General features: G+C 40.9%; 26 protein-coding genes. 25 read left to right on the top strand and 1 reads right to left on the bottom strand.

Annotated elements, in window-relative coordinates; all coding sequences use genetic code 11:
- Nucleotides 1-16 precede the first annotated feature (16 nt).
- The 6 genes from ypeB (at nt 17) to fni (ending at nt 5,568) form a co-directional block, all read left to right on the top strand.
- Nucleotides 17-1,366, top strand: coding sequence for a germination protein YpeB (ypeB, locus tag ASG46_RS11545; RefSeq protein WP_008344510.1), 1,350 nt, complete (start codon nt 17-19; stop codon nt 1,364-1,366).
- A 102-nt stretch (nt 1,367-1,468) separates the two neighbouring features.
- A complete protein-coding gene (locus ASG46_RS11540; protein WP_007500975.1) occupies nt 1,469-2,116 on the top strand; it encodes a flagellar brake protein in 648 nt (215 codons plus the stop codon).
- 63 nt (nt 2,117-2,179) lie between these two features.
- On the top strand, nt 2,180-2,362 hold the full coding sequence (locus tag ASG46_RS11535) for a YpfB family protein (RefSeq protein ID WP_008344514.1): 183 nt from the start codon (nt 2,180-2,182) through the stop codon (nt 2,360-2,362).
- A gap of 71 nt (nt 2,363-2,433) precedes the next feature.
- On the top strand, nt 2,434-3,111 hold the full coding sequence (gene cmk / locus ASG46_RS11530) for a (d)CMP kinase (RefSeq protein WP_017359766.1): 678 nt from the start codon (nt 2,434-2,436) through the stop codon (nt 3,109-3,111).
- Nucleotides 3,112-3,334: 223 nt separating this feature from the next.
- Nucleotides 3,335-4,486: a 30S ribosomal protein S1 gene (gene rpsA, locus ASG46_RS11525; RefSeq protein WP_008344519.1), complete on the top strand. Its 1,152-nt coding sequence runs from the start codon at nt 3,335-3,337 to the stop codon at nt 4,484-4,486.
- Nucleotides 4,487-4,500: 14 nt separating this feature from the next.
- Entirely contained in the window at nt 4,501-5,568 is a 1,068-nt protein-coding gene (gene fni, locus ASG46_RS11520) for a type 2 isopentenyl-diphosphate Delta-isomerase (protein WP_056704673.1), read from the top strand.
- Nucleotides 5,569-5,743: 175 nt separating this feature from the next.
- Here fni and ASG46_RS20575 read toward each other — a convergent pair whose 3' ends face one another.
- Nucleotides 5,744-5,875, bottom strand: a complete 132-nt coding sequence (locus tag ASG46_RS20575) for a YpzI family protein (RefSeq protein WP_008344525.1) — start codon at nt 5,873-5,875, stop codon at nt 5,744-5,746.
- Between the two features lie 118 nt (nt 5,876-5,993).
- Here ASG46_RS20575 and ASG46_RS11515 point away from each other — a divergent pair, with 118 nt between their 5' ends.
- The 19 genes from ASG46_RS11515 (at nt 5,994) to aroH (ending at nt 21,560) form a co-directional block, all read left to right on the top strand.
- Nucleotides 5,994-6,596: a YphA family membrane protein gene (locus ASG46_RS11515; RefSeq protein WP_419145717.1), complete on the top strand. Its 603-nt coding sequence runs from the start codon at nt 5,994-5,996 to the stop codon at nt 6,594-6,596.
- Entirely contained in the window at nt 6,593-7,477 is an 885-nt protein-coding gene (locus ASG46_RS11510; protein WP_007500964.1) for a YIEGIA family protein, read from the top strand. Before ASG46_RS11515 ends, ASG46_RS11510 begins: the two co-directional genes overlap by 4 nt.
- A gap of 6 nt (nt 7,478-7,483) precedes the next feature.
- Entirely contained in the window at nt 7,484-7,678 is a 195-nt protein-coding gene (locus ASG46_RS11505; RefSeq protein WP_008344527.1) for a capping complex subunit for YIEGIA, read from the top strand.
- A gap of 159 nt (nt 7,679-7,837) precedes the next feature.
- Nucleotides 7,838-9,148, top strand: a complete 1,311-nt coding sequence (der, locus tag ASG46_RS11500; RefSeq protein WP_008344528.1) for a ribosome biogenesis GTPase Der — start codon at nt 7,838-7,840, stop codon at nt 9,146-9,148.
- A 14-nt stretch (nt 9,149-9,162) separates the two neighbouring features.
- The gene (locus ASG46_RS11495) at nt 9,163-10,200 is read left to right on the top strand and encodes an NAD(P)H-dependent glycerol-3-phosphate dehydrogenase (RefSeq protein WP_039165750.1); all 1,038 of its coding nucleotides are present in this window, start codon (nt 9,163-9,165) and stop codon (nt 10,198-10,200) included.
- Between the two features lie 266 nt (nt 10,201-10,466).
- The gene (locus ASG46_RS11490; protein WP_024718503.1) at nt 10,467-10,670 is read left to right on the top strand and encodes a DUF2768 domain-containing protein; all 204 of its coding nucleotides are present in this window, start codon (nt 10,467-10,469) and stop codon (nt 10,668-10,670) included.
- An 18-nt stretch (nt 10,671-10,688) separates the two neighbouring features.
- A complete protein-coding gene (locus ASG46_RS11485; RefSeq protein ID WP_007500961.1) occupies nt 10,689-11,414 on the top strand; it encodes a hypothetical protein in 726 nt (241 codons plus the stop codon).
- Nucleotides 11,415-11,619: 205 nt separating this feature from the next.
- Nucleotides 11,620-13,098 carry a stage IV sporulation protein A gene (gene spoIVA / locus ASG46_RS11480; RefSeq protein WP_008344534.1) on the top strand — a complete coding sequence of 493 codons (1,479 nt, stop codon included), beginning with the start codon at nt 11,620-11,622 and terminating at the stop codon, nt 13,096-13,098.
- A gap of 374 nt (nt 13,099-13,472) precedes the next feature.
- Nucleotides 13,473-13,751, top strand: coding sequence for a non-specific DNA-binding protein Hbs (gene hbs, locus ASG46_RS11475; protein ID WP_003215863.1), 279 nt, complete (start codon nt 13,473-13,475; stop codon nt 13,749-13,751).
- 190 nt (nt 13,752-13,941) lie between these two features.
- Nucleotides 13,942-14,511 (top strand): GTP cyclohydrolase I FolE, encoded by a 570-nt coding sequence (folE, locus tag ASG46_RS11470; protein WP_003215789.1) that lies wholly within the window; start codon nt 13,942-13,944, stop codon nt 14,509-14,511.
- Nucleotides 14,512-14,534: 23 nt separating this feature from the next.
- Nucleotides 14,535-14,765, top strand: a complete 231-nt coding sequence (mtrB, locus tag ASG46_RS11465) for a trp RNA-binding attenuation protein MtrB (protein WP_008344541.1) — start codon at nt 14,535-14,537, stop codon at nt 14,763-14,765.
- 115 nt (nt 14,766-14,880) lie between these two features.
- Nucleotides 14,881-15,648, top strand: a complete 768-nt coding sequence (locus ASG46_RS11460; protein WP_024718505.1) for a heptaprenyl diphosphate synthase component 1 — start codon at nt 14,881-14,883, stop codon at nt 15,646-15,648.
- A gap of 3 nt (nt 15,649-15,651) precedes the next feature.
- Nucleotides 15,652-16,356 carry a demethylmenaquinone methyltransferase gene (locus tag ASG46_RS11455; RefSeq protein WP_007500957.1) on the top strand — a complete coding sequence of 235 codons (705 nt, stop codon included), beginning with the start codon at nt 15,652-15,654 and terminating at the stop codon, nt 16,354-16,356.
- Between the two features lie 24 nt (nt 16,357-16,380).
- Nucleotides 16,381-17,343: a heptaprenyl diphosphate synthase component II gene (gene hepT, locus ASG46_RS11450; RefSeq protein WP_007500951.1), complete on the top strand. Its 963-nt coding sequence runs from the start codon at nt 16,381-16,383 to the stop codon at nt 17,341-17,343.
- 129 nt (nt 17,344-17,472) lie between these two features.
- Entirely contained in the window at nt 17,473-17,919 is a 447-nt protein-coding gene (gene ndk, locus ASG46_RS11445) for a nucleoside-diphosphate kinase (RefSeq protein ID WP_003216015.1), read from the top strand.
- 144 nt (nt 17,920-18,063) lie between these two features.
- Nucleotides 18,064-18,840 (top strand): CheR family methyltransferase, encoded by a 777-nt coding sequence (locus tag ASG46_RS11440; protein WP_008344547.1) that lies wholly within the window; start codon nt 18,064-18,066, stop codon nt 18,838-18,840.
- Between the two features lie 76 nt (nt 18,841-18,916).
- The gene (aroC, locus tag ASG46_RS11435; RefSeq protein ID WP_056704671.1) at nt 18,917-20,089 is read left to right on the top strand and encodes a chorismate synthase; all 1,173 of its coding nucleotides are present in this window, start codon (nt 18,917-18,919) and stop codon (nt 20,087-20,089) included.
- The gene (gene aroB / locus ASG46_RS11430; protein ID WP_056704669.1) at nt 20,089-21,180 is read left to right on the top strand and encodes a 3-dehydroquinate synthase; all 1,092 of its coding nucleotides are present in this window, start codon (nt 20,089-20,091) and stop codon (nt 21,178-21,180) included. The genes aroC and aroB overlap by 1 nt, the downstream gene beginning before the upstream one ends.
- Nucleotides 21,177-21,560: a chorismate mutase gene (gene aroH, locus ASG46_RS11425; RefSeq protein WP_008344549.1), complete on the top strand. Its 384-nt coding sequence runs from the start codon at nt 21,177-21,179 to the stop codon at nt 21,558-21,560. Before aroB ends, aroH begins: the two co-directional genes overlap by 4 nt.
- Nucleotides 21,561-21,675: the final 115 nt, after the last annotated feature.

The raw sequence follows: 21,675 nt of genomic DNA, 5'->3' as shown, positions 1-21,675 counted from the left end.
AAAGAGGTGTAAATAAATGATCAGAGGAATATTGATTGCTATTTTAGGAATTGCTGTCATCTCAACAGGATACTGGGGCTATAAGGAGCATCAAGAAAAAGATGCAGTACTGCTTCATGCAGAGAACAACTATCAAAGAGCCTTCCATGATTTAACGTATCAAGTCGATCAGCTGCACGATAAACTTGGCGCAACACTTGCGATGAATAGCCAAACATCTATATCTCCAGCACTGGCAGATGTATGGAGAATGTCATCAGAAGCGCATAACAATGTCAGTCAGCTTCCGCTCACATTGATGCCTTTTAACAAAACAGAAGAGTTTCTAGCGAATGTCGGTGACTTTAGCTACAAATCGTCACTTAAATCTTTATCAGATGAACCATTAAACAAGGATACACACAAAACCATTACCACTTTATATGATCAAGCGGCAGATATTCAAAACGAGCTTAGACAAGTGCAGCATCTTGTACTCAACAAAAATTTAAAATGGATGGATGTTGAAATGGCACTGGCTGATGGAGATCGAAAAAACGACAACACCATCATTGACGGATTAAAAACCGTTGAGAGAAATGCTGATGCGTTTGCAGATGTTGATCTTGGCCCTACAAATGTGTCAACTGAATCAGAAACGCAAGGCTACAATCACTTAAAAGGGCAAAAGATTTCAAAAAAAGAAGCGATCCGTATCGCCCAGCAATTTGCGCCTGACCATAACAAAGATTTCAAGGTGAGAAAAAGTGGGAGTAAAACGAACCGTGATGTCTACAGCCTGTCAATGTCTGACCCAGACAACCGGGCAAACTTTTATTTAGACTTGACTGAAAAAGGCGGCCATCCTGTCTATCTTCTTCAGAACCGTGAAGTGAAAAAACAAAAAATCAGTTTAAATGATGCCTCAGAAAAAGCACTAAGTTTCTTAAAGAAGCATGGATTCGATACCGAATCATTTCATTTAGATGAGAGTGCGCAATTTGATAATATCGGCGTATTTACCTATGTACCTTTACAGAATAACGTATTGCTTTATCCAGATAGTATTCGAATGAAAGTTGCTTTAGATGATGGTGAGGTTGTGGGATTCTCAGCGAAAGACTATTTAATGAACCACAGAAAACGTGACATAAAAGCACCAAAGATTTCTCGAAAAGAAGCTGAAAAGACCTTAAATAAACATGTGAAGATCGAGGATACACATGTAGCTCTTGTTCAAAATGATATGTCAGAGGAAGTTCTCTGCTATGAGTTTTTAGGAACCATTAAAAACGACACGTACCGAATGTTCATTAATGCAGATACTGGAAAAGAAGAAAGAGTAGATAAACTAAAAAATGCAGAACCTATATATAAAGACCTATAGAAAAGGAAGCGAGGAAAAGGCGAATAAGCCTTTTCCTTTTGTTTTATACATGGTTTAATATAAGAGAGGATACGATTTCACAGATGAAAAGAGTGATGAGGAATGTTACAAATAGGGGATGCAATCACAATTGAGTATGTCAATGAGAACAAAGAAGTGAAAACCGCAAAATCGAAAGTTTTGGAAAATAATAACGATGATATTTGCATTAATTATCCAGCTGATAAAGAAACGGGGCGCACGATCTATTTAAATCAAGAAACAGAAATCACCGTCTTCTTTTTCGATGAAAATCAAATTCCATACAAATGTACAAGCAAAGTCATTGGGAAAAGAAAAGAAGATATCCCGATGATTGTCGTTTCGATTCCGCCAAAAGAAGAAATGATTCGGCTTCAGCGAAGAGAATATCTTCGAGTGGATACGATGGTGAAAGCGTCCATTACGCAAAATGGTGAAGAAACCTTCGACACATTTATTGTCAATATGAGTGCTGGCGGTGTAGCAATTGCTGTTCCAGAAGGTGTCTCACTAAAAGAATATGGCGAGGTCGTCACAGAGTTTGAACTTTCACTGAAAGAACCAGTGAAAATTAAAGCGATTGCAGAAATGAATCGTGTTTATCAAGATGAACAGACGGGGAAAACAAGAGCGATCATGGAATTTACTGAAATCACAAACGACCACCAGCAACACATCATGAAGTATTGCTTCCAGCAGCAGCTTCTAACACGTGTGAAAAAAGTATAAGAATAAAGGTTGTCAAAAGCTTCCATACTAGAGAGGAAGAATCTAGCGTTGGAGGCTTTTTGTATGAAAACAATGGAAAGATGGCTATTCAAAGCAGTGCTCATTCAGCTCATTTTGCTTTTGGCGGTTCAGGTCACCCTTCACTTGACGAAAGGAGAACTATTTTTGTCAAAAGTCGTACAATACGAGGGTGTGAATAACATGAGCATTGAAGATTGGATTGAGACATTTAAGCAAAAGGATTGATAGAAAATTCCCCCGTTTGAGCGGTGATCGTGTTACAATTCATAAGGGAGATTCAATCAAGGAGAGGTATTATGAAAAAGAAATTATCTATCGCAATTGACGGTCCTGCTGCAGCAGGAAAAAGCACTGTGGCAAAAATTGTCGCAGCGAAAAAATCATATATTTATATCGATACAGGTGCGATGTACCGCGCAATTACACTTGCAGCACTCAATCAAGGCGTAGACCTTGAAGACGAACAGGCACTTGATGCGTTATTGAAAAACACAGTCATTGAACTTGTGTCAACTGACGAAGGTCAAAAAGTACATTTAGACACGATCGATGTCACAGAAGACATCAGAACAGACCGCGTAAGCAATCAAGTCTCTGTTGTTGCAAAGCATAGAGCTGTCCGGGAAGAAATGGTCCGCAGGCAGCAAGAGCTGGGGAACCGAGGCGGTGTCGTCATGGATGGAAGAGACATTGGCACGCATGTTCTTCCAGATGCAGAAGTGAAAATTTTCTTGCTTGCGTCAGTAGAGGAAAGAGCAAAACGTCGTTTTGAAGAAAATCAGAAAAAAGGCTATGATGTCAATTACGATCAGCTGATCGAAGAGATTGCAAGACGTGACAAGCTTGATTCTGAGCGGGAGGTATCACCGCTGAAGAAAGCAGATGATGCCATTGAAATTGACACGACTTCCCTTTCTATTCAAGAGGTTGCAGGTAAAATTTTAGATGCAGCAGAGCGTGTAGAAAAACAGTAAGAAATTTTAGAAAACTTTTATAAGTTAGAGGTTTATCTCTTGACAAACAAGGTCTTTTATTAGAAGTTTATACTAATACTATTTTTATTGATCATTCAAGCAATTCTGTTGATTTGAATGTTTCTATAATACATATTCGGCTGGCAATCATCATGCTAAGGACACATATTCACCCAGTCGTTTTAACTAAGCTGTGTAGGTTTGGACCAAGGAGGTTATCGAAATGACAGAGGAAATGAATCAAATCGATGTTCAGGTACCAGAGGTTGGAGATGTAGTGAAAGGGATTGTTTCTAAAGTTGAGGACAAGCATGTCAATGTAGATATCGTCAATGTGAAACAACCTGGGATCATCCCAATCAGTGAATTATCAAGTCTTCACGTTGAAAAAGCATCAGATGTCGTGAAAGATGGCGACGAGTTAGAGCTTAAAGTAACAAAGGTCGAAGACGATGCTTTGATTTTATCGAAACGTGCTGTTGATGCAGACCGCGCTTGGGAAGACCTAGAGAAAAAGTTTGAAACAAAAGAAGTATTTGAAGCAGAAGTAAAAGACGTTGTCAAAGGTGGTCTAGTGGTCGACATTGGTGTTCGCGGATTTATTCCTGCGTCTCTTGTTGAGGCACACTATGTAGAAGACTTCACTGACTACAAAGGAAAAACACTCTCGCTTGTTGTGGTAGAGCTTGACCGCGAAAAAAACCGCGTGATTCTATCGCATCGTGCAGTCGTTGAGCAAGAACAATTAGACAAGAAGCAAGACTTCCTGCAAAAGCTTGCAGTAGGCAGTGTGATTGATGGAAAAGTGCAGCGCCTGACGGACTTTGGTGCATTTGTTGACATTGGCGGCATTGATGGATTAGTTCACATTTCTCAACTATCCCATGCGCATGTCGAAAAGCCATCTGACGTTGTTGAAGAAGGACAGGAAGTGAAAGTCAAAGTTCTTGCTGTTGACCGCGATAACGAACGTATCTCACTATCTATTAAAGAAACATTACCAGGACCTTGGAGCCAAATTGGTGAAAAGGTAAAACAAGGTGATGTTCTTGAAGGAACCGTTCAACGTCTTGTGAGCTTTGGAGCATTTGTTGAAATTCTGCCAGGTGTAGAAGGACTTGTGCATATTTCCCAAATTTCACACAAACATATCGGTACTCCTCAAGAAGTCCTTGAAGAAGGGCAGACTGTGAAAGTGAAAGTGCTTGATGTCAATGAAGATGAAGAGCGCATTTCACTTAGCATTCGTGAATTAGAAGAGAATCCTGAAAAACAAATCGAAGAGGATTACCGTCAATATCAGGCGAAAGAAGAAAATACAAGCGGATTCCAGCTTGGTGACCTGATTGGTGATAAACTCAATAAACTAAAATAATTTGGTGATCAAAATTGACGCGAGCAGAAAGAAAGAAACAGCATATTGAGCATGCTTTGTCGACTGGCCAGCATGCAGCAACAGGTTTACAAGATGTTTCCTTCGTTCACGCCAGTTTACCAGATCTTGCGACATCACAAATTGATACACATACGACAATTGGCGGACTGACTTTCGGTTCGCCAATTTTTATCAATGCAATGACTGGTGGAGGCGGAGAATCGACCTATGAGATTAATCGCTCTTTATCTATCGCAGCGAAGGAAACCAATATTCCAGTAGCAGTCGGATCACAAATGGCTGCACTGAAAGATGCAGACGAACGTCGTACGTATGAAGTGGTTCGAAAGGTGAATCCAGATGGACTCGTTTTTGCCAATTTGGGCAGTGAGGCGACAATTCAGCAAGCACGGGATGCCGTTGACATGCTGGGGGCAAACATGCTCCAAATTCACTTAAACGTGATTCAAGAGATCGTCATGCCTGAAGGAGATTGTGATTTCAGAGGTGCTGTTGAGCGGATCTCAGCCATTGCTGAATCAATTGAGGTGCCTGTTGTCGTCAAAGAAGTTGGATTTGGGATGAGTAAGGAAACAGCAAAGAAATTATTTGATGCTGGAGTTGCTGGTGTTGATGTAGGTGGATTTGGGGGAACGAATTTTTCTAAAATCGAGAACCTGCGCCGTCAAAAAGCACTTCGCTATTTTGACCAGTGGGGAATTCCAACTGCAGCGAGTCTGGCTGAAGTACATACAGCCTTTCCAGATCAAACCGTCCTAGCTTCTGGAGGCATTCAAGATGCACTTGATGTGACAAAATCAATTGCTCTTGGTGCGTCTGCCGTTGGATTAGCCGGCTTTTTCTTAAAATCCCTGACGAGTGGAGGAGAAAAGGGCCTCATCTCTGATATCATTGATCTACAAGATGATGTGAAGATGTTGATGACAGTACTTGGCATGAAAACAATTGAGGAGCTAAGGCAAGCTCCGATTGTGCTTACAGGGGAAACAAGTCATTGGCTAAAAGAAAGAGGCGTGGATACTACGTACTATAGTTTAAGAAATAAGAAGACAAAGGACTAAATGAAATGTAGCCCTTTGTCTTCTTTTCAGCGTGAAAGAAAACTTTTTTTGTCTATGAAAGACAACTGCTTTTTGCGGAGCGAATTTGACATTCGTGAGCACCAATGCGCAGGACTGACACTGAATGCGAGGGTTTGCCTGCACGCTGAGACATGTGGTAATCACATGTCTTTTTTTATTGATTTCTTTTGCGAGCGTCTTCCGGGCCTTCTAAAGTTGTTGCCCCTTTGTGATGAATGGATTGATCACGGTCAGACTCAACTCTTCTTGACGCCTTAAGGCGTTTTTCCTGTCTATCCTTACCCATCATACATCCCTCCTCAACTATTAGGGTGTCACCTCTTGTTTATTTCATGCAAATCCCGCACCTTCTCATACGTTTAAAAATTGGAGATTTTCCCATAATGTAATTGAGGTGATGAGGGTTGGAGGCATTGTACTATTATTGGTCAATATGGTTCGTTTGGATTATGGTGACATTTATCATGGAGAAAAGCACGTGGCGCAATGTGCTGGGCGTATGTGTTCTCATTCATATTATATGCAGTCATGTCATGGTTTCTATTTTAGACATTAGGATCAATGCAGGATTTTTGATGACCTTTTTATATGCTTGCATGTCATTCGTGATCTTTCGACCTGCTCATCGAATCATGCGAATCATGCAATTAGGTTCCATGGTCAGTGCGTATGCCTTTTTTATGATTTTTGCATTATATGATCCAGTTTGGTTCACGATAATAAAGGTGGACTGGGTTGTATTTGCCTTGCTGATCTTGATGTGTTTAACATATGGGCATCAGTTAACGGAACGGATCACTTTATGGATGATGGCTATATGTCTGGGGGAAGCCCTTTATGCGCTTACGATTCATCGCCTCACATCTTCCATTGTCATAGGAGATCTCTCGTTTCTTTCCATGGCTGTTCAAGGAGCTGTCTTTCTATTAGGTGTAGGTCAGCTTGAAAAACTCTTGAACACCCGTTCATCTAGAAAACCAGTAAAAGGGGCTGCAAAATCAACATGACGGATTACACGTTTCCTGTGATTATTGGTGTCATCTTTGGGATGGCGGCTAGGCTTTATATGCTAAGAACTGATTATCGGCAATATCCCACATATATTCATGGACAAGTGATTCACATTGCGCTAGGTTTTATCGCATCAGGGCTTGGTGCTATTATTATGCCTGCGCTGATCCAGGAAGAATTCACTGCCATTACCTTTCTGACGCTTGCAGCCACGCAATTTCGTGATGTGCGTAATATGGAAAGAAATACATTGACCCAAATGGATTCGTATGAGCTTGTCTCACGAGGCAGTACATATATCGAAGGCATTGCGATCGCCTTTGAAAGTCGAAATTATATTGCCATTCTTACTGCCCTTATTACAACGACCGCCTGTATTTTCTTTTCGCTCGTCGTTGGGACCGTGGTCGGTATTCTTTGTTTTTTCATGGCAAAACTATTAATGTCAGGGAGCCAATTAAAGGATATCGTGAATATTCAAAAAGGGGAACTTCGTTTTGACGGCGCAGGACTTTACGTAAATGATATTTACATTATGAATATCGGGCTGCCTGAAAAGCAAAAATTGATTTTAGAGCATGGAATGGGGTTCATCTTGACTCCGAAGAATTTTAACTCGGCCACAACCATCGCAAACCTTGGGCAGCGGCAAGCCATCTTATTTGATTTATCCAACGTGCTTGGTGTATACCGAGATTCTGGTGAACCATCGCTTTGTCCGCTTGCAAAACGTGATCTGAATAATGGCACACTTGGCGTATTCATTTTACCGCAATGGCAGCGTGAAGATTTGGCTGTCCGTGTATTAGAAGAGGTGCCTATTTTAGAAAATGCCATTAGAATGCCGACAGATTTCATTAAAAAGAAAGTGAGGTAATAGGGCATGGCGAACACCATTGAACAATTTATATTGGCTGTGGCGACAACAAATAAAGAGCGGGTCATTGGCGGAACAGCCGTTTTTTTCTGTGAAAATAAAGAAGAACTCGACATGTATGCCATGAATTTAGAGGCCATTTTAGATGGAATTGCACACGGCATTGGAGAAGATCTTTACTTGATCGTCAAACATTTTTAAGTTATTCATTGTGGTCTGATTAAAAATTGATATAATATATAAGTTGAACCCTTCATGTTTGAAGGGTTTATTTCATAAAACTGAATGAAAATTATAAATCCCGGTTGAAACATGATGATGAACATATTGAATCGCGGCTGGATTGAAAGGAAGGGTACTATGGGTAAACCTGTCGTAGCCATTGTTGGAAGGCCCAACGTTGGAAAATCTACAATTTTTAATCGAATCGCAGGCGAAAGAATATCGATTGTAGAAGACACACCTGGTGTAACAAGAGATCGAATCTATAGCTCTGCTGAATGGTTAAATTATGACTTTAATTTAATAGATACTGGTGGAATTGATATTGGAGATGAGCCGTTTTTGGCGCAAATTCGCCATCAGGCTGAAATCGCAATGGATGAAGCGGATGTTATTATCTTTATGGTCAATGGAAGAGATGGCGTCACATCTGCGGATGAAGAAGTCGCAAAAATTTTATATCGCACGAAAAAACCTGTCGTACTTGCTGTCAATAAATTGGACAACCCTGAAATGAGAAGCGACGTGTATGACTTTTATGCACTTGGATTTGGCGAACCGTATCCGATTTCTGGAACACACGGACTCGGTCTAGGTGATCTGCTTGATGCTGTCGCAGAGCATTTCAAAAACTTACCAGATACACAGTATGATGAAGAAGTGGTCCAGTTCTGCTTAATCGGCCGCCCAAATGTAGGGAAATCCTCTTTGGTGAATGCGATGCTCGGTGAAGAACGTGTCATTGTCAGCAACATCGCTGGTACAACAAGAGACGCTGTAGATACAATGTTTACGTACAATCAACGTGACTTTGTCATTGTCGACACAGCCGGTATGAGAAAAAAAGGGAAAGTATATGAAACAACAGAGAAATACAGTGTACTCCGTGCGTTGAAAGCCATTGATCGATCGGATGTTGTCGCTGTTGTTCTTGATGGTGAAGAAGGCATTATTGAACAGGATAAACGTATTGCCGGCTACGCACACGAAGCGGGTAAAGCCGTTGTGATCATTGTGAATAAGTGGGATGCTGTTGAAAAAGACGAGCGTACAATGAAGGAATTTGAGCAAAACATTCGCGAGCATTTTCAATTCCTTGATTATGCACCTGTCTTATTCATGTCTGCTCTTACGAAAAAGAGAATTCACACGTTAATGCCAACAATTATTACCGCTAGTGAAAATCATGCGATGCGCGTTCAAACGAACATTCTAAATGATATTATCATGGATGCCGTAGCAATGAACCCAACGCCGACCCATAACGGACAGCGTCTGAAAATTTACTATGCAACACAAGTGGCGATCAAACCGCCGTCCTTTGTTGTGTTTGTAAATGATCCAGAACTTATGCACTTTTCTTATGAGCGTTTCCTAGAAAACCGAATTCGAGATGCATTTGGTTTTGAAGGAACACCAATTAAAATATTTGCGAGAGCGAGAAAATAAAAAGGGTGAGCAGGATGAAGAAAATTTCAGTACTTGGAGCAGGGAGCTGGGGAACAGCTCTTGCGCTTGTATTAGCTGATAATCATCATGATGTACACATGTGGGGACATAGACAAGAATTAATTGATCAAATCAACGAGAAACATGAAAATCATGATTACTTGCCTAATGTTGCATTGCCAGCGTCTATTCAAGCGACAACAGATATGAAACAGGCACTAGAAGGGACAGATGCGATTATTGTCGCTGTGCCAACAAAGGCTATTCGAGAAGTATTGAAACAGGCAAATGAGTTCATTACGTCAAAGGTGCCATTTGTTCATGTCAGTAAAGGAATTGAACCAGATACGCTTCTTAGAATTTCTCAAATGATTGAACAAGAAGTCCCAGAAGCGAAAAGGGAAGCAGTGGTTGTCCTGTCAGGACCAAGTCACGCTGAAGAAGTTGGCTTGCGTCATCCGACAACTGTTACTGTCTCGTCAGAAAATATTGAAGCAGCTCAATTTGTTCAAGATTTGTTCATGAACAATAATTTTAGAGTGTACACCAACCCTGATGTGATTGGGGTGGAAATTGGCGGGGCGCTGAAAAACATCATCGCTCTTGCAGCAGGGATCACAGACGGACTCGGATATGGCGATAATGCGAAAGCAGCGCTCATCACAAGGGGTCTTGCTGAAATCGCCCGCCTCGGCACAAAAATGGGAGGAAACCCTCTTACGTTCGCCGGATTAACAGGTGTTGGAGATTTGATTGTCACATGTACAAGTGTTCATTCGCGTAACTGGCGCTGCGGTAATTTACTCGGTAAAGGATATAAGCTCGAAGAAGTGCTTGAAAAAATGGGGATGGTTGTCGAAGGCGTTCGCACAACAAAAGGCGCTTATCAGCTCTCCAAAGAATACAAGGTCAGCATGCCGATTACAGAGGCTCTTTACGGCGTCCTATTTGAAGGGAAAAAGGTAGACGATGCTGTAGAATCCTTAATGGCACGTGTGAAAACACATGAGATGGAAGACCTTGTGAACATGTTCGAAAACCAAACAAAGTAATTGGAAGACTGAACTTAGGCGTGTAGAGGATGCAAGAAGGGGAAGACTTGCATAACATAACAATGAAGTTTGAATAGAGCTTTGCCTCTACAGAATGAGGAAAAATAGTCGACCTAATGACTGAAGCAGAGTCCCCCTCTTTGCTTCAGTTTTTTTATGCACTTTTTTCTGAATGATTGGAAAAATGATTGATATTTTACTTAATTTTGGTTTAGAATGAAATATAAACGCTTACAATTCGTTTATATTAAAGGGGGACAGGCACGATGAGTTTTGCTTTAATCAAGATGTGGTTTGCGCTTGGTTCAATGGGGCTCATGTTTTTAGCCGTTGTAACCATTTATTTGAGTAGGTTTAAGCTGAAGAGCCGATTTCTGAAAATAACAGCTTCGACTGTTGCGTACAGCTTGATGCTCATATCAGGTATCATTGTGTTTTTAGTTGTAGTTAGCGGGCCGGTCAATGAATAAAGAAAAAGGAAGAATGTGATGATCAAAGCAAAAATCAGTGTCATGCTGTTAACACTTATTTTACTTACGGGGTGCCTCTATCCAGAGAATCGCAAAGCTGAAAACCGCGTGCCATATAAAGAGCAGCTGCAAAGTGTGCAGACAGCGATTGAAGACTTTCAAAAAGCGACAAATGGCCTTTTACCGATTGAAACAAAAGAAGGCGACACACCTATTTATCAGAAGTATGTCATTGACTTTAAGCGTCTGTCACCAAGATATTTACACGATGTACCGTCGACATCTTTTGAAGGCGGGGGCGAATATATCTATGTCCTCACAGACGTCGAACAAAACCCAACGGTGAAACTGCTTGATGTCAAAATGACACAAACGATCAGTGAATTACGTCTGAGGATCAAAATATATCAAGATGAACATACATATCCGCCATATGGCAAAGTAGTATCCAAAGATTTATATACGTTAAATGAAAAAAAACTAGGGTTAAAAGCACCGCCTACAGTGACGAGCCCTGTCACGGGTGAATCACTTCCATTACTGATTTCCTCAAATGGCGAAATCTATGTTGACTATCGCAGTGATTTTGCCCAGATTTTGAAAAATACGAAACAAAAGCTGAAACCAGGTGAAAATATTCAAGATGTCTATTGGCAGGAAACCCCGTTTGTACCAGCGTTTTCTGTTCCATATACGATCAACAAAAAAGGTGAGCCGGCTTTTTTAGAAAAAAAGACGTCATAAACAAGAATGAACCTTTCTCCTCTGCATATAAATGAGGAGAAAGGTTTTTTTATGGCTAAACATACTCTCAAAACAAAAAAGGTGTCATATTCAAATAGGACAACGTCATACACATATATTGTCCTGACACCTTTCAAGCACCGTTTGATTGAAGTATAGAGTATTTTATTTGAAAACGAGGATAGCAAGTCCGGGAGGGGATCACTTGGAAAAAGTCGATATTTTCAAGGATATCGCTGAACGAACAGGAGGCGATATATATTTAGGAGTCGTTGGAGCTGTTCGTACAGGGAAATCTACGTTTATTAAAAAGTTTATGGAGCTCGTGGTGCTCCCGAATATCAATAATGAGGCAGACCGTGCAAGAGCACAGGATGAATTGCCGCAAAGCGCAGCAGGAAAAACCATTATGACCACAGAGCCAAAATTTGTGCCAAATCAAGCGGCATCCATTCACGTGAGTGACGGCCTGGATGTCAACATTAGGCTTGTCGATTGTGTAGGCTACACCGTGCCTGGTGCACGCGGGTATGAAGATGAAAATGGTCCGAGAATGATTAATACGCCGTGGTATGAAGAGCCAATCCCGTTTCATGAAGCAGCGGAAATTGGTACACGCAAGGTCATTCAAGAGCATTCAACCATTGGTGTTGTGATTACAACAGATGGATCCATTGGGGAAATCCCAAGACATGACTATATTGAATCAGAAGAACGTGTCATTGACGAACTCAAAGAAGTTGGAAAGCCGTTTATTATGGTGATCAACTCTGTGAGACCTTATCACCCTGAAACAGAAGCACTGCGGCAGGAACTTAGTCAAAAATATGATATTCCTGTACTCGCGATGAGTGTCGAAAGTATGAGAGAACAAGACGTCCTCAGTGTACTTCGTGAAGCATTATATGAATTCCCAGTGCTTGAGGTGAATGTGAACCTGCCAAGCTGGGTCATGGTACTAAAAGAAGATCATTGGCTAAGAGAGAGTTATCAGGATTCAGTGAAAGAAACCGTCAAGGATATTAAGAGATTAAGAGATGTTGACCGAGTGGTAGGTCAGTTCAGTGAATTCGATTTTATCGAAAGAGCGGGCTTAGCAGGCATTGAAATGGGTCAAGGGATCGCAGAAATTGATCTGTATGCGCCGGATGATCTATATGATCATATCCTAAAAGAAGTGGTTGGTGTGGAAATTAGGGGCAAAGATCACCTTCTTGAGCTCATGCAAGATTTTGCACATGCGAAAACGGAGTATGATCAAGTGTCTGACGCTTTAAAAATGGTGAAGCAGACTGGTTATGGAATTGCGGCACCAGCTTTGTCGGATATGAGTTTAGATGAGCCGGAAATCATTAGGCAAGGATCAAGATTCGGCGTCAGATTAAAAGCAGTCGCACCATCTATTCATATGATTAAGGTAGATGTAGAAAGTGAGTTTGCGCCGATTATCGGAACAGAAAAACAAAGTGAAGAGCTCGTCCGATACTTAATGCAAGACTTTGAGGATGATCCGCTTTCTATCTGGAATTCCGATATATTTGGACGCTCACTCAGCTCGCTTGTCAGAGAAGGCATTCAAGCAAAACTCTCGCTGATGCCGGAAAATGCAAGGTATAAACTAAAGGAAACGCTTGAACGAATTATTAACGAAGGATCAGGCGGTCTGATCGCGATTATTCTATAGGATGTGAGACCTCTCATTGATGGGGGTCTTTTTTTGCGTGCAGGTGAAGTCATAAAAAGACAATTGTATAAAGATTAGTCAGATTCAGGCTGAAATTAGGAATATTCGTTCGCAAAAGTGCCCTTAATCCTTGACGAATAAGGATTCTTCCCTTTAAAATGCTTGATATGGTATTTCATATGTGTTAATCTACTTACAGAAAATCTTCACTTTGTTGGACAAACATTCCTTCAAAGAGAAGTTTTCTAATGAAAAGCCATGTATGACGCTTTCTAGACGCTCTTTTTTTCAAAAAAAGTGTATAGAAAGAAGATGAATTGTGAAGAAATGATAACAATCTATTGAATGCATATTTTTGGGAGGAGGTGAAAGGCATGAACAAGACAGAACTTATTAACGCGGTTGCTGAAGCAAGCGAGTTATCTAAAAAAGACGCGACAAAAGCAGTTGATTCTGTTTTTGATACAATTTTAGATGCACTTAAAAATGGTGACAAAATCCAACTTATTGGTTTTGGTAACTTTGAAGTACGTGAGCGTTCAGCTCGTAAAGGACGTAACCCACAAACTGGTGCAGAGATCGAAATCCCTGCAAGCAAAGTACCTGCTTTCAAACCAGGTAAAGCACTTAAAGACGCGGTGGCAGGTAAATAATCGTTATGTGTAATGATCCTATTGAAGGAGTTATACATATACAGTTTCACACTGGTCTAGAAAAGCCCCTTTGATAAGGGGCTTTTCCTTTTGAATCAAATGGTTTGTTTAGAACGCTCTCCTTTGCTTTTAGGATCTGAAGTGTGCTAGAATCTGAATGAAATGTAATCGCCTTTGGAGGATATAATACATGAGTGAAATAAATAAAGAATTAATCGAACACGCGGTACGCGATATATTAAAAGCAATCGGAGAAGATCCAGATCGTGAAGGACTTCTTGATACCCCAAAACGAGTAGCAAAAATGTATGAAGAAGTGTTCTCGGGATTAAATGAAGATCCAAAAGAACATTTTAAAACCATTTTTGGTGAAGATCATGAAGAACTTGTTCTTGTCAAAGATATTGCTTTTCATTCAATGTGTGAACACCATCTTGTGCCATTCTATGGCAAAGCCCATGTCGCTTATATTCCACGCGGCGGAAAAGTAACGGGACTCAGCAAGCTGGCGAGAGCAGTAGAAGCCGTGGCAAAGCGCCCGCAGCTTCAGGAGCGCATTACATCAACGATTGCAGATAGTATGGTGGAAACTTTAAATCCACATGGTGTGATGATTGTCGTTGAAGCAGAGCATATGTGTATGACGATGCGCGGAGTGAAGAAGCCCGGCGCTAAAACAGTCACTTCAGCCGTACGCGGTACATTTGCAAATGATGCGGCAGCAAGAGCAGAAGTGCTTTCATTTATTAAAAACGACTAATCCATAGATGGAAGGTGAACAGATTGAGTGAAAATAAAGCATCTGATTTTGTGGTGATTAAAGCCATTGATAATGGTGTCAATGTGATCGGCTTAACTAGAGGTTCCGATACAAGATTTCACCATTCCGAAAAGCTCGATAAAGGTGAAGTCATTATCGCACAATTTACTGAGCACACATCAGCCATCAAAGTGCGAGGCGATGCTGTCATTCAAACAAGCTTCGGTGAAATTCAAAGCGAAGCAAAGAAATAACGCACGACTATGCACTTGATAGCATGAAAGTCAGGCCTGATATGGTATAATAAATCTCTATACAATGTAGAGAGCTACATATGAAACTGTAATTTTTGGGACAAGGGTGATATCTTTGCAAGACATCTACGGAATTTTATCTAATCTGAATATAAAATTAAACAAAAAGCTTTCTCATCCTTATTTGGCGAAGCATTTGCGTGCGCCGCTCATCGATGAAGATAAGCTCCTTCTTTTTCATGCAATGTTTGATGAAGCTCAAATCGATGCTGAGAAAAAAGAAAATTATATTTTAACGGCGATGCTTGTGCAAATTGCCCTTGATACCCATGACGAAGTCACAACTGCTGCAGCCATCAAACAAGACGAGTTCAAAAATCGTCAGTTGACCATCCTAGCAGGAGACTATTTCAGCGGTCTCTATTACTCTCTTCTCTCTGACATGAAAGATATTTACATGATCCGTACTCTCGCCACGGCGATCAAAGAGATTAATGAACATAAAATTAGACTATATGATCGATCCATTCAAGATGCAGCCCACTTTTATAAAAGTGTTGCTACAGTAGAATCTGCGCTATTCCAAAGAATTTCTGAGCACTTTCAATTGACGCATTGGAATGAAATTGCAAGTCGCTTCCTTGTTTATAAACGTTTTATGAAACAAGCAGAAGACGACAAACATTTAAAACTTTTTTTGAACGATAGCTATACGGACGCCTATACATGTTTTGACAACTTTGAAAGTGAAGGCTATGAAAAGGCCAAACGATCAATCAAGGAGCATCTAGTTTCATCTCCGATCGTTCAAAAAGAGCTATTAAATCGCTTGGATCATATGAAAAATGAACCTGCGTACCATCAGAAAGTGGAAGAAGGGTAAGTCATGCAGCAATCAAAAGAACAGCGAGTACACGGTGTATTTGAAAAAATTTATAAAAACTATGACCAAATGAACTCTGTCATTAGCTTTAAACAGCATAAAAAATGGCGCGATAAAACAATGAAGCTCATGAATGTTCAAAAAGGAGCCAAAGCGCTAGATGTATGTTGCGGAACTGCCGATTGGACGATTGCGCTTGCAGACGCAGTTGGAGAAACAGGCGAGGTCAAAGGCCTTGACTTCAGTAAAAATATGCTGAGTGTTGGCGAAACGAAGGTGAAAACAGGTGGCTACAATCAAATTGAGCTGCTCCACGGCAATGCAATGGAGCTTCCCTTTGAGGACAACTCATTTGATTATGTCACAATCGGTTTTGGCCTTCGAAATGTCCCTGATTACTTAACAGTGCTAAAGGAAATGACACGAGTGGTAAAACCCGGTGGAATGGTTGTCTGCCTTGAAACATCACAGCCTGAGATGATTGGGTTTAAACAAGGGTATTATGTCTATTTCAAATACATCATGCCGCTCTTTGGCAAGCTGTTTGCCAAAAGCTATCAGGAGTATTCATGGCTTCAAGAATCAGCCAAAACGTTCCCTGGCATGAAAGAACTGGCGTCTCTTTTTGAAGAGGCCGGTCTGTCTGATGTCTCGTATCATCCATTTACAGGCGGTGTAGCAGCAACACATATCGGAAAGAAGCTTTGAATAAACGATATTTGGGTGAAAATAATGAAACTAAAAGCAATGATTTCTTTTCTAAATCATGATATCGATATAATTGAAAAAGAGCTTGAACAAACCGTTCGCTCTGATTATGCATTATTAAGTGAAGCCGGTCTTCATTTGCTGCAAGCGGGCGGAAAACGAATCCGCCCCGTTTTTGTTCTCCTTTCAGGCATGTTTGGTGACTATGATATTAATAAAATTAAATATGTAGCCGTAGCGCTTGAATTAATTCATATGGCATCACTTGTCCATGACGATGTCATTGATGATGCAGAACTAAGAAGAGGAAAACCGACGATTAAAGCAAAATGGGACAACAGAATTGCGATGTACACGGGGGATTACTTATTTGCAAGGTCACTCGAGTACATGACGAAAATCAATCACCCAATGGCACATGAAATTTTGTCAAAAATGGTCGTCGAGCTCTGTCTTGGGGAAATAGAACAAGTCAAAGATAAATACAACATGGACCAAAACCTTCGTACATATTTAAGAAGAATTAAACGAAAAACAGCCTTGCTTATTGCAGGCAGCTGCCAATTAGGTGCGATTGCAGCTGGAACAGATGAAAAAACACATAAAGCCCTTTACTGGTTTGGGTACTATGTTGGTATGTCGTACCAGATCATTGATGATGTCCTTGATTTTACATCAACTGAAGAAGAATTAGGCAAACCTGTTGGCGGGGACCTTTTACAAGGAAATGTCACTCTTCCCGTTTTATACGCGCTTCAGAACCCGACGTTAGAAGGTCAGTTGAAGCTGATCAATAGTGAAACGACGGAAAAGCAGCTGAAACCTGTGATTGAACATCTCAAACAAACAGATGCGATCGACCGTTCCATTCGAGTGAGTGAAATGTATTTGAAAAAAGCATTTGAACAGCTCGATCAACTTCCGCGCGGGCGGGCTAAATCTTCATTAGCGTCGATTGCAAAATATATAGGTAAACGAAAATTCTGATCAACGTTTCGTTGATTGGTTTTTTTGTGAAATTTTTTGTCAAAAATTGATTATTATAAAAAAAAATGATACGATCACTTTGTAACAATGTAAGCCTATACATACATAATGACGGGGTGGAAAACGTATATGGACAAAACATTTCTTATGGTCAAGCCTGATGGTGTGGAAAGACAATTAATCGGTGAAATTGTGTCAAGATTCGAAAAAAAGGGGCTTCAGCTTGTTGGAGCAAAGCTCATGAGCATTCCAAAAGAAGTAGCAGAAACACATTACGGAGAGCATAAAGAAAAACCATTTTTCGGTGAATTGGTTGACTTTATTACGTCAGGACCTGTATTTGCGATGGTATGGCAAGGTGAACAAGTCGTTGACGTAACAAGGCAGATAATTGGAAAGACAAATCCGAAGGAAGCGCTTCCAGGAACAATAAGAGGCGACTATGGATTAACTGTTGGCAAAAACATTATCCATGGCTCAGACTCACCAGAAAGTGCCGAAAGAGAAATCAACCTGTTCTTCAAACAAGAAGAACTGACAAACTGGGATCAAACGATCTCAAGCTGGATTTATTAATGTTCAAGCCAAAGTGTTCATCAAATGATCACTTTGGCTTTTTTATATTGAGATTTCTATCCGAATTTTCGCATGAGATGATACAAATTTATGATAAAAACAGCTATACTAGGACAAAGATAGATGAGACAGGAGAGGACATTGATGGATCAGTATCAAGTATTTGTTGGAAAATGGAAAAAACTAACTGGGGTAGATCTGAATTTATATAAAGAAGCACAAATGAAACGAAGATTAACATCTCTTTATGATAAAAAAGGATATAAAGATTTTGAGGCATTTGCGTCTGCTCTTGAAAAGGACAAAGCGCTATTAGATGAAACGATGGATCGAATGACGATCAATGTGTCAGAATTTTACCGAAACTATCAGCGCTGGGAAGTACTTGATCAAAAAATCCTGCCGCTGCTTTCAAAAAACAGCGGCACCCTAAAAATATGGAGTGCAGCTTGCTCAACTGGAGAAGAGCCGTATACACTCTCAATGCTGCTATCAAGCCATCCGCTTGTGAAGGACTTCCAAATTATTGCAACGGATATAGATGATAAAGTCCTGCAATCCGCGCAAAAAGGAAGATATCATGAACGATCTTTGCAAGAGGTGCCAGATCAAATTAAGCAAAAATATTTCACCAAAGAAGATTCTTCATTTTACACGGTGAAGGATGAGATTCGAAAGCACATTCAATTTAAGAAACACAACCTTTTAGCAGATCCATATGAAAAACAGCTGGATCTCATCGTGTGTAGAAATGTCCTTATCTACTTTACAGAAGAGGCGAAAGAAGAAATTTACTTAAAAATGAGCAGCAGTTTAAAGCAAAACGGCGTATTATTTGTTGGTTCTACAGAACAAATTTTTCACCCAGAAAAGTTTGGATTAACCTCTGCTGATACTTTCTTTTATCAAAAGAAGGGGTAGTAGCTGACTTTTTAGTAGGAAGTGTGTTATCATAGTTTTACTTAAAAGCGTTAATGCGATGAAGGGAGAATAAGTCATGAGGTACTTAACAGCAGGTGAATCACATGGTCCACAACTGACCACAATTATTGAAGGAGTTCCAGCGGGACTTTACATAGAGCAGGATGACATCAATTATGAACTGGCTAGAAGACAAAAAGGTCATGGCCGCGGAAGAAGAATGCAGATTGAAAAAGACCAAGCGAAAGTGTTAAGTGGTGTCCGCCACGGGAAAACATTAGGTTCTCCTATTGCACTTGTTGTTGAAAATAATGATTGGAAGCACTGGACAAAGGTCATGGGTGCAGAGCCAATTACTGAAGAAGAAGAGAGTGAAATGAAGCGTCAAATCTCTCGTCCAAGACCAGGGCATGCAGATTTAAATGGTGCGATTAAATATGGTCACCGTGATATGAGAAACGTATTAGAGCGCTCATCAGCACGCGAGACAACGGTTCGTGTAGCAGCAGGTGCAGTAGCGAAACAAATTTTGGCTCACCTTGGAATCAAAGTGGCTGGTCATGTCCTTGAAATTGGTGGAGTAAAAGCTTCCCATATCGCTTATGAATCTATTGAAGATTTGCAAAAAGTAACAGAAGAATCACCTGTTCGCTGCTATGACAGTGAAGCTGGTCAAAAAATGATGGATGCCATTGACGAAGCGAAGAAAAACGGCGATTCAATTGGTGGTATTGTCGAAGTCATCGTTGAAGGGATGCCAGTTGGAGTCGGCAGCTATGTGCACTATGACCGCAAACTGGATAGCAAGCTTGCAGGCGCAGTACTGAGTATCAACGCTTTTAAAGGAGTTGAATTCGGTATTGGCTTTGAGGCGGCTTCTAAAAATGGCAGTGAAGTTCATGATGAAATCATCTGGGATGAAGAAAAAGGCTATACGAGAAAAACAAATCGCTTAGGTGGTCTTGAAGGCGGAATGTCAACTGGCATGCCAATCGTCGTAAGAGGGGTTATGAAACCAATCCCAACCTTATACAAACCATTGCAAAGCGTGGATATTGAGACAAAAGAACCTTTCTCTGCAAGTATTGAGCGTTCTGACAGCTGTGCTGTTCCTGCCGCAAGTGTTGTCGCAGAAGCAGTCGTTGCATGGGAAATCGCCAATGCAGTGGTTGAGCAGTTTGGTCTTGATCAAATTGACCGCATTAAAGAAAATGTGGACAAAATGCGCAAGCTTCAGAGGGAGTTTTAATGAAAACACTGGAAGTGAAGACGTCTTCAGCCACTTATCCTGTATATATCGGTGATGGGATTAGACAAAATATCGTAGACTTGATTACTTCCACTGGGCGATCCTACACGAAGCTCTTCATCGTGACAGATTCAGCCGTCGATGCCCTTTATGGAGATGAAATGGTTCAATTACTTAAACAGAAATGGTCTGTACAAAAAGTAGTGGTGCCAAACGGAGAACAATCAAAATCTTTTGCGCAGTTTGAGCAGATTCATACGAAAGCCATCCAATTTCAACTCGACCGCTCCTCATGTATCATTGCATTAGGAGGCGGGGTGATTGGAGACTTGGCTGGCTTTGCTGCTGCCACTTATATGAGAGGCATTGATTTTATTCAAGTACCGACCACGCTGCTTGCACATGATAGTGCAGTCGGCGGAAAAACCGGAATCAATCATCCGCTCGGCAAAAATTTAATTGGTGCGTTTCATCAACCGGCTGCTGTCATCTATGATACAAGTATGCTAGAGACACTCTCACCAATAGAGCTGAGATCAGGCTTTGCAGAAGTGATAAAACATGCACTGATTTCAAGTGAAGTCTTTTTATCAGAACTGATGTCCATTCGTTCGTTGACAGAATTATCAAAGGATGAACTGGCACATATGCTTTATCAAGGGATTCAAGTGAAAGCATCCATTGTTCAAGAAGATGAAAAAGAACAAGGTGTGCGGGCATATTTGAATTTAGGTCATACACTAGGGCATGCCATTGAAGCGGAGTATGGATACGGTGCGATCACGCATGGAGATGCCATTGCAATTGGCATGCAGTTTGCTTTATATGTCAGTGAAAAAGAGCAAGGACTCAGCCTAGATCGTGAGAAACTTAAATTGTGGATGAAAGAACTAGGGTTCCCAGTACAAGTCACACAAACGATTTCAACCAAAACATTTGTCGATCGCATGATTGGTGATAAGAAGGCAAGAGGCGGGAGTGTTCAGTTTGTTTTGCTAAAACAAGTTGGAGACGTCACCCTGCAATCTTTCACAAAAGATGAGCTGTATCACTGGCTCGAAGAATGGAAACGGGAGGAGGGCTGTCTATGATGTTTCGCGGGATACGCGGGGCTACAACTGTGACAGAAGATACAGAAACAGAAGTGTTAACCAAAACGAAGCAGCTGCTAGAAGCGATCATTTCAAAAAATCAAGTAGATCCAGAGCGTGTCGTGCAGATCTTGATTTCAGCTACACAAGATATTCACTCTGTTTTTCCAGCAAAAGCACTCAGGCAGTTTGAAGGATGGACCTATGTGCCTGTCACTTGTATGCAAGAGCTTGACATTGATGGAGGTCTAAAGAAGTGTATTCGCGTTTTAATGACCGTTCAGACAGATGTCAAGCAGGAAGACATCCAGCACGTATACTTGGAAGAGGCTGTCACGCTTCGGCCTGATTTACAGTTGACAAAAAACAAGGAATTATAATACGATATGAACAGCCGAAGTTTACACACAGGTGTGAACGGCATTGCAAGCTTAGCGAAGATGAGAATGAGACTAGGGTAGTTGAGATGAGTAGAGTTGAGCAGAGATACGATAC

Origin of the sequence: Bacillus sp. Leaf49 (assembly GCF_001426125.1) — a bacterium.
GTDB classification, from domain to species: Bacteria; Bacillota; Bacilli; order Bacillales; family Bacillaceae; genus Bacillus; species Bacillus altitudinis.
Note: the sequence above shows the minus strand (reverse complement) of the source record. Positions and strands in the feature narration are given on the sequence as shown.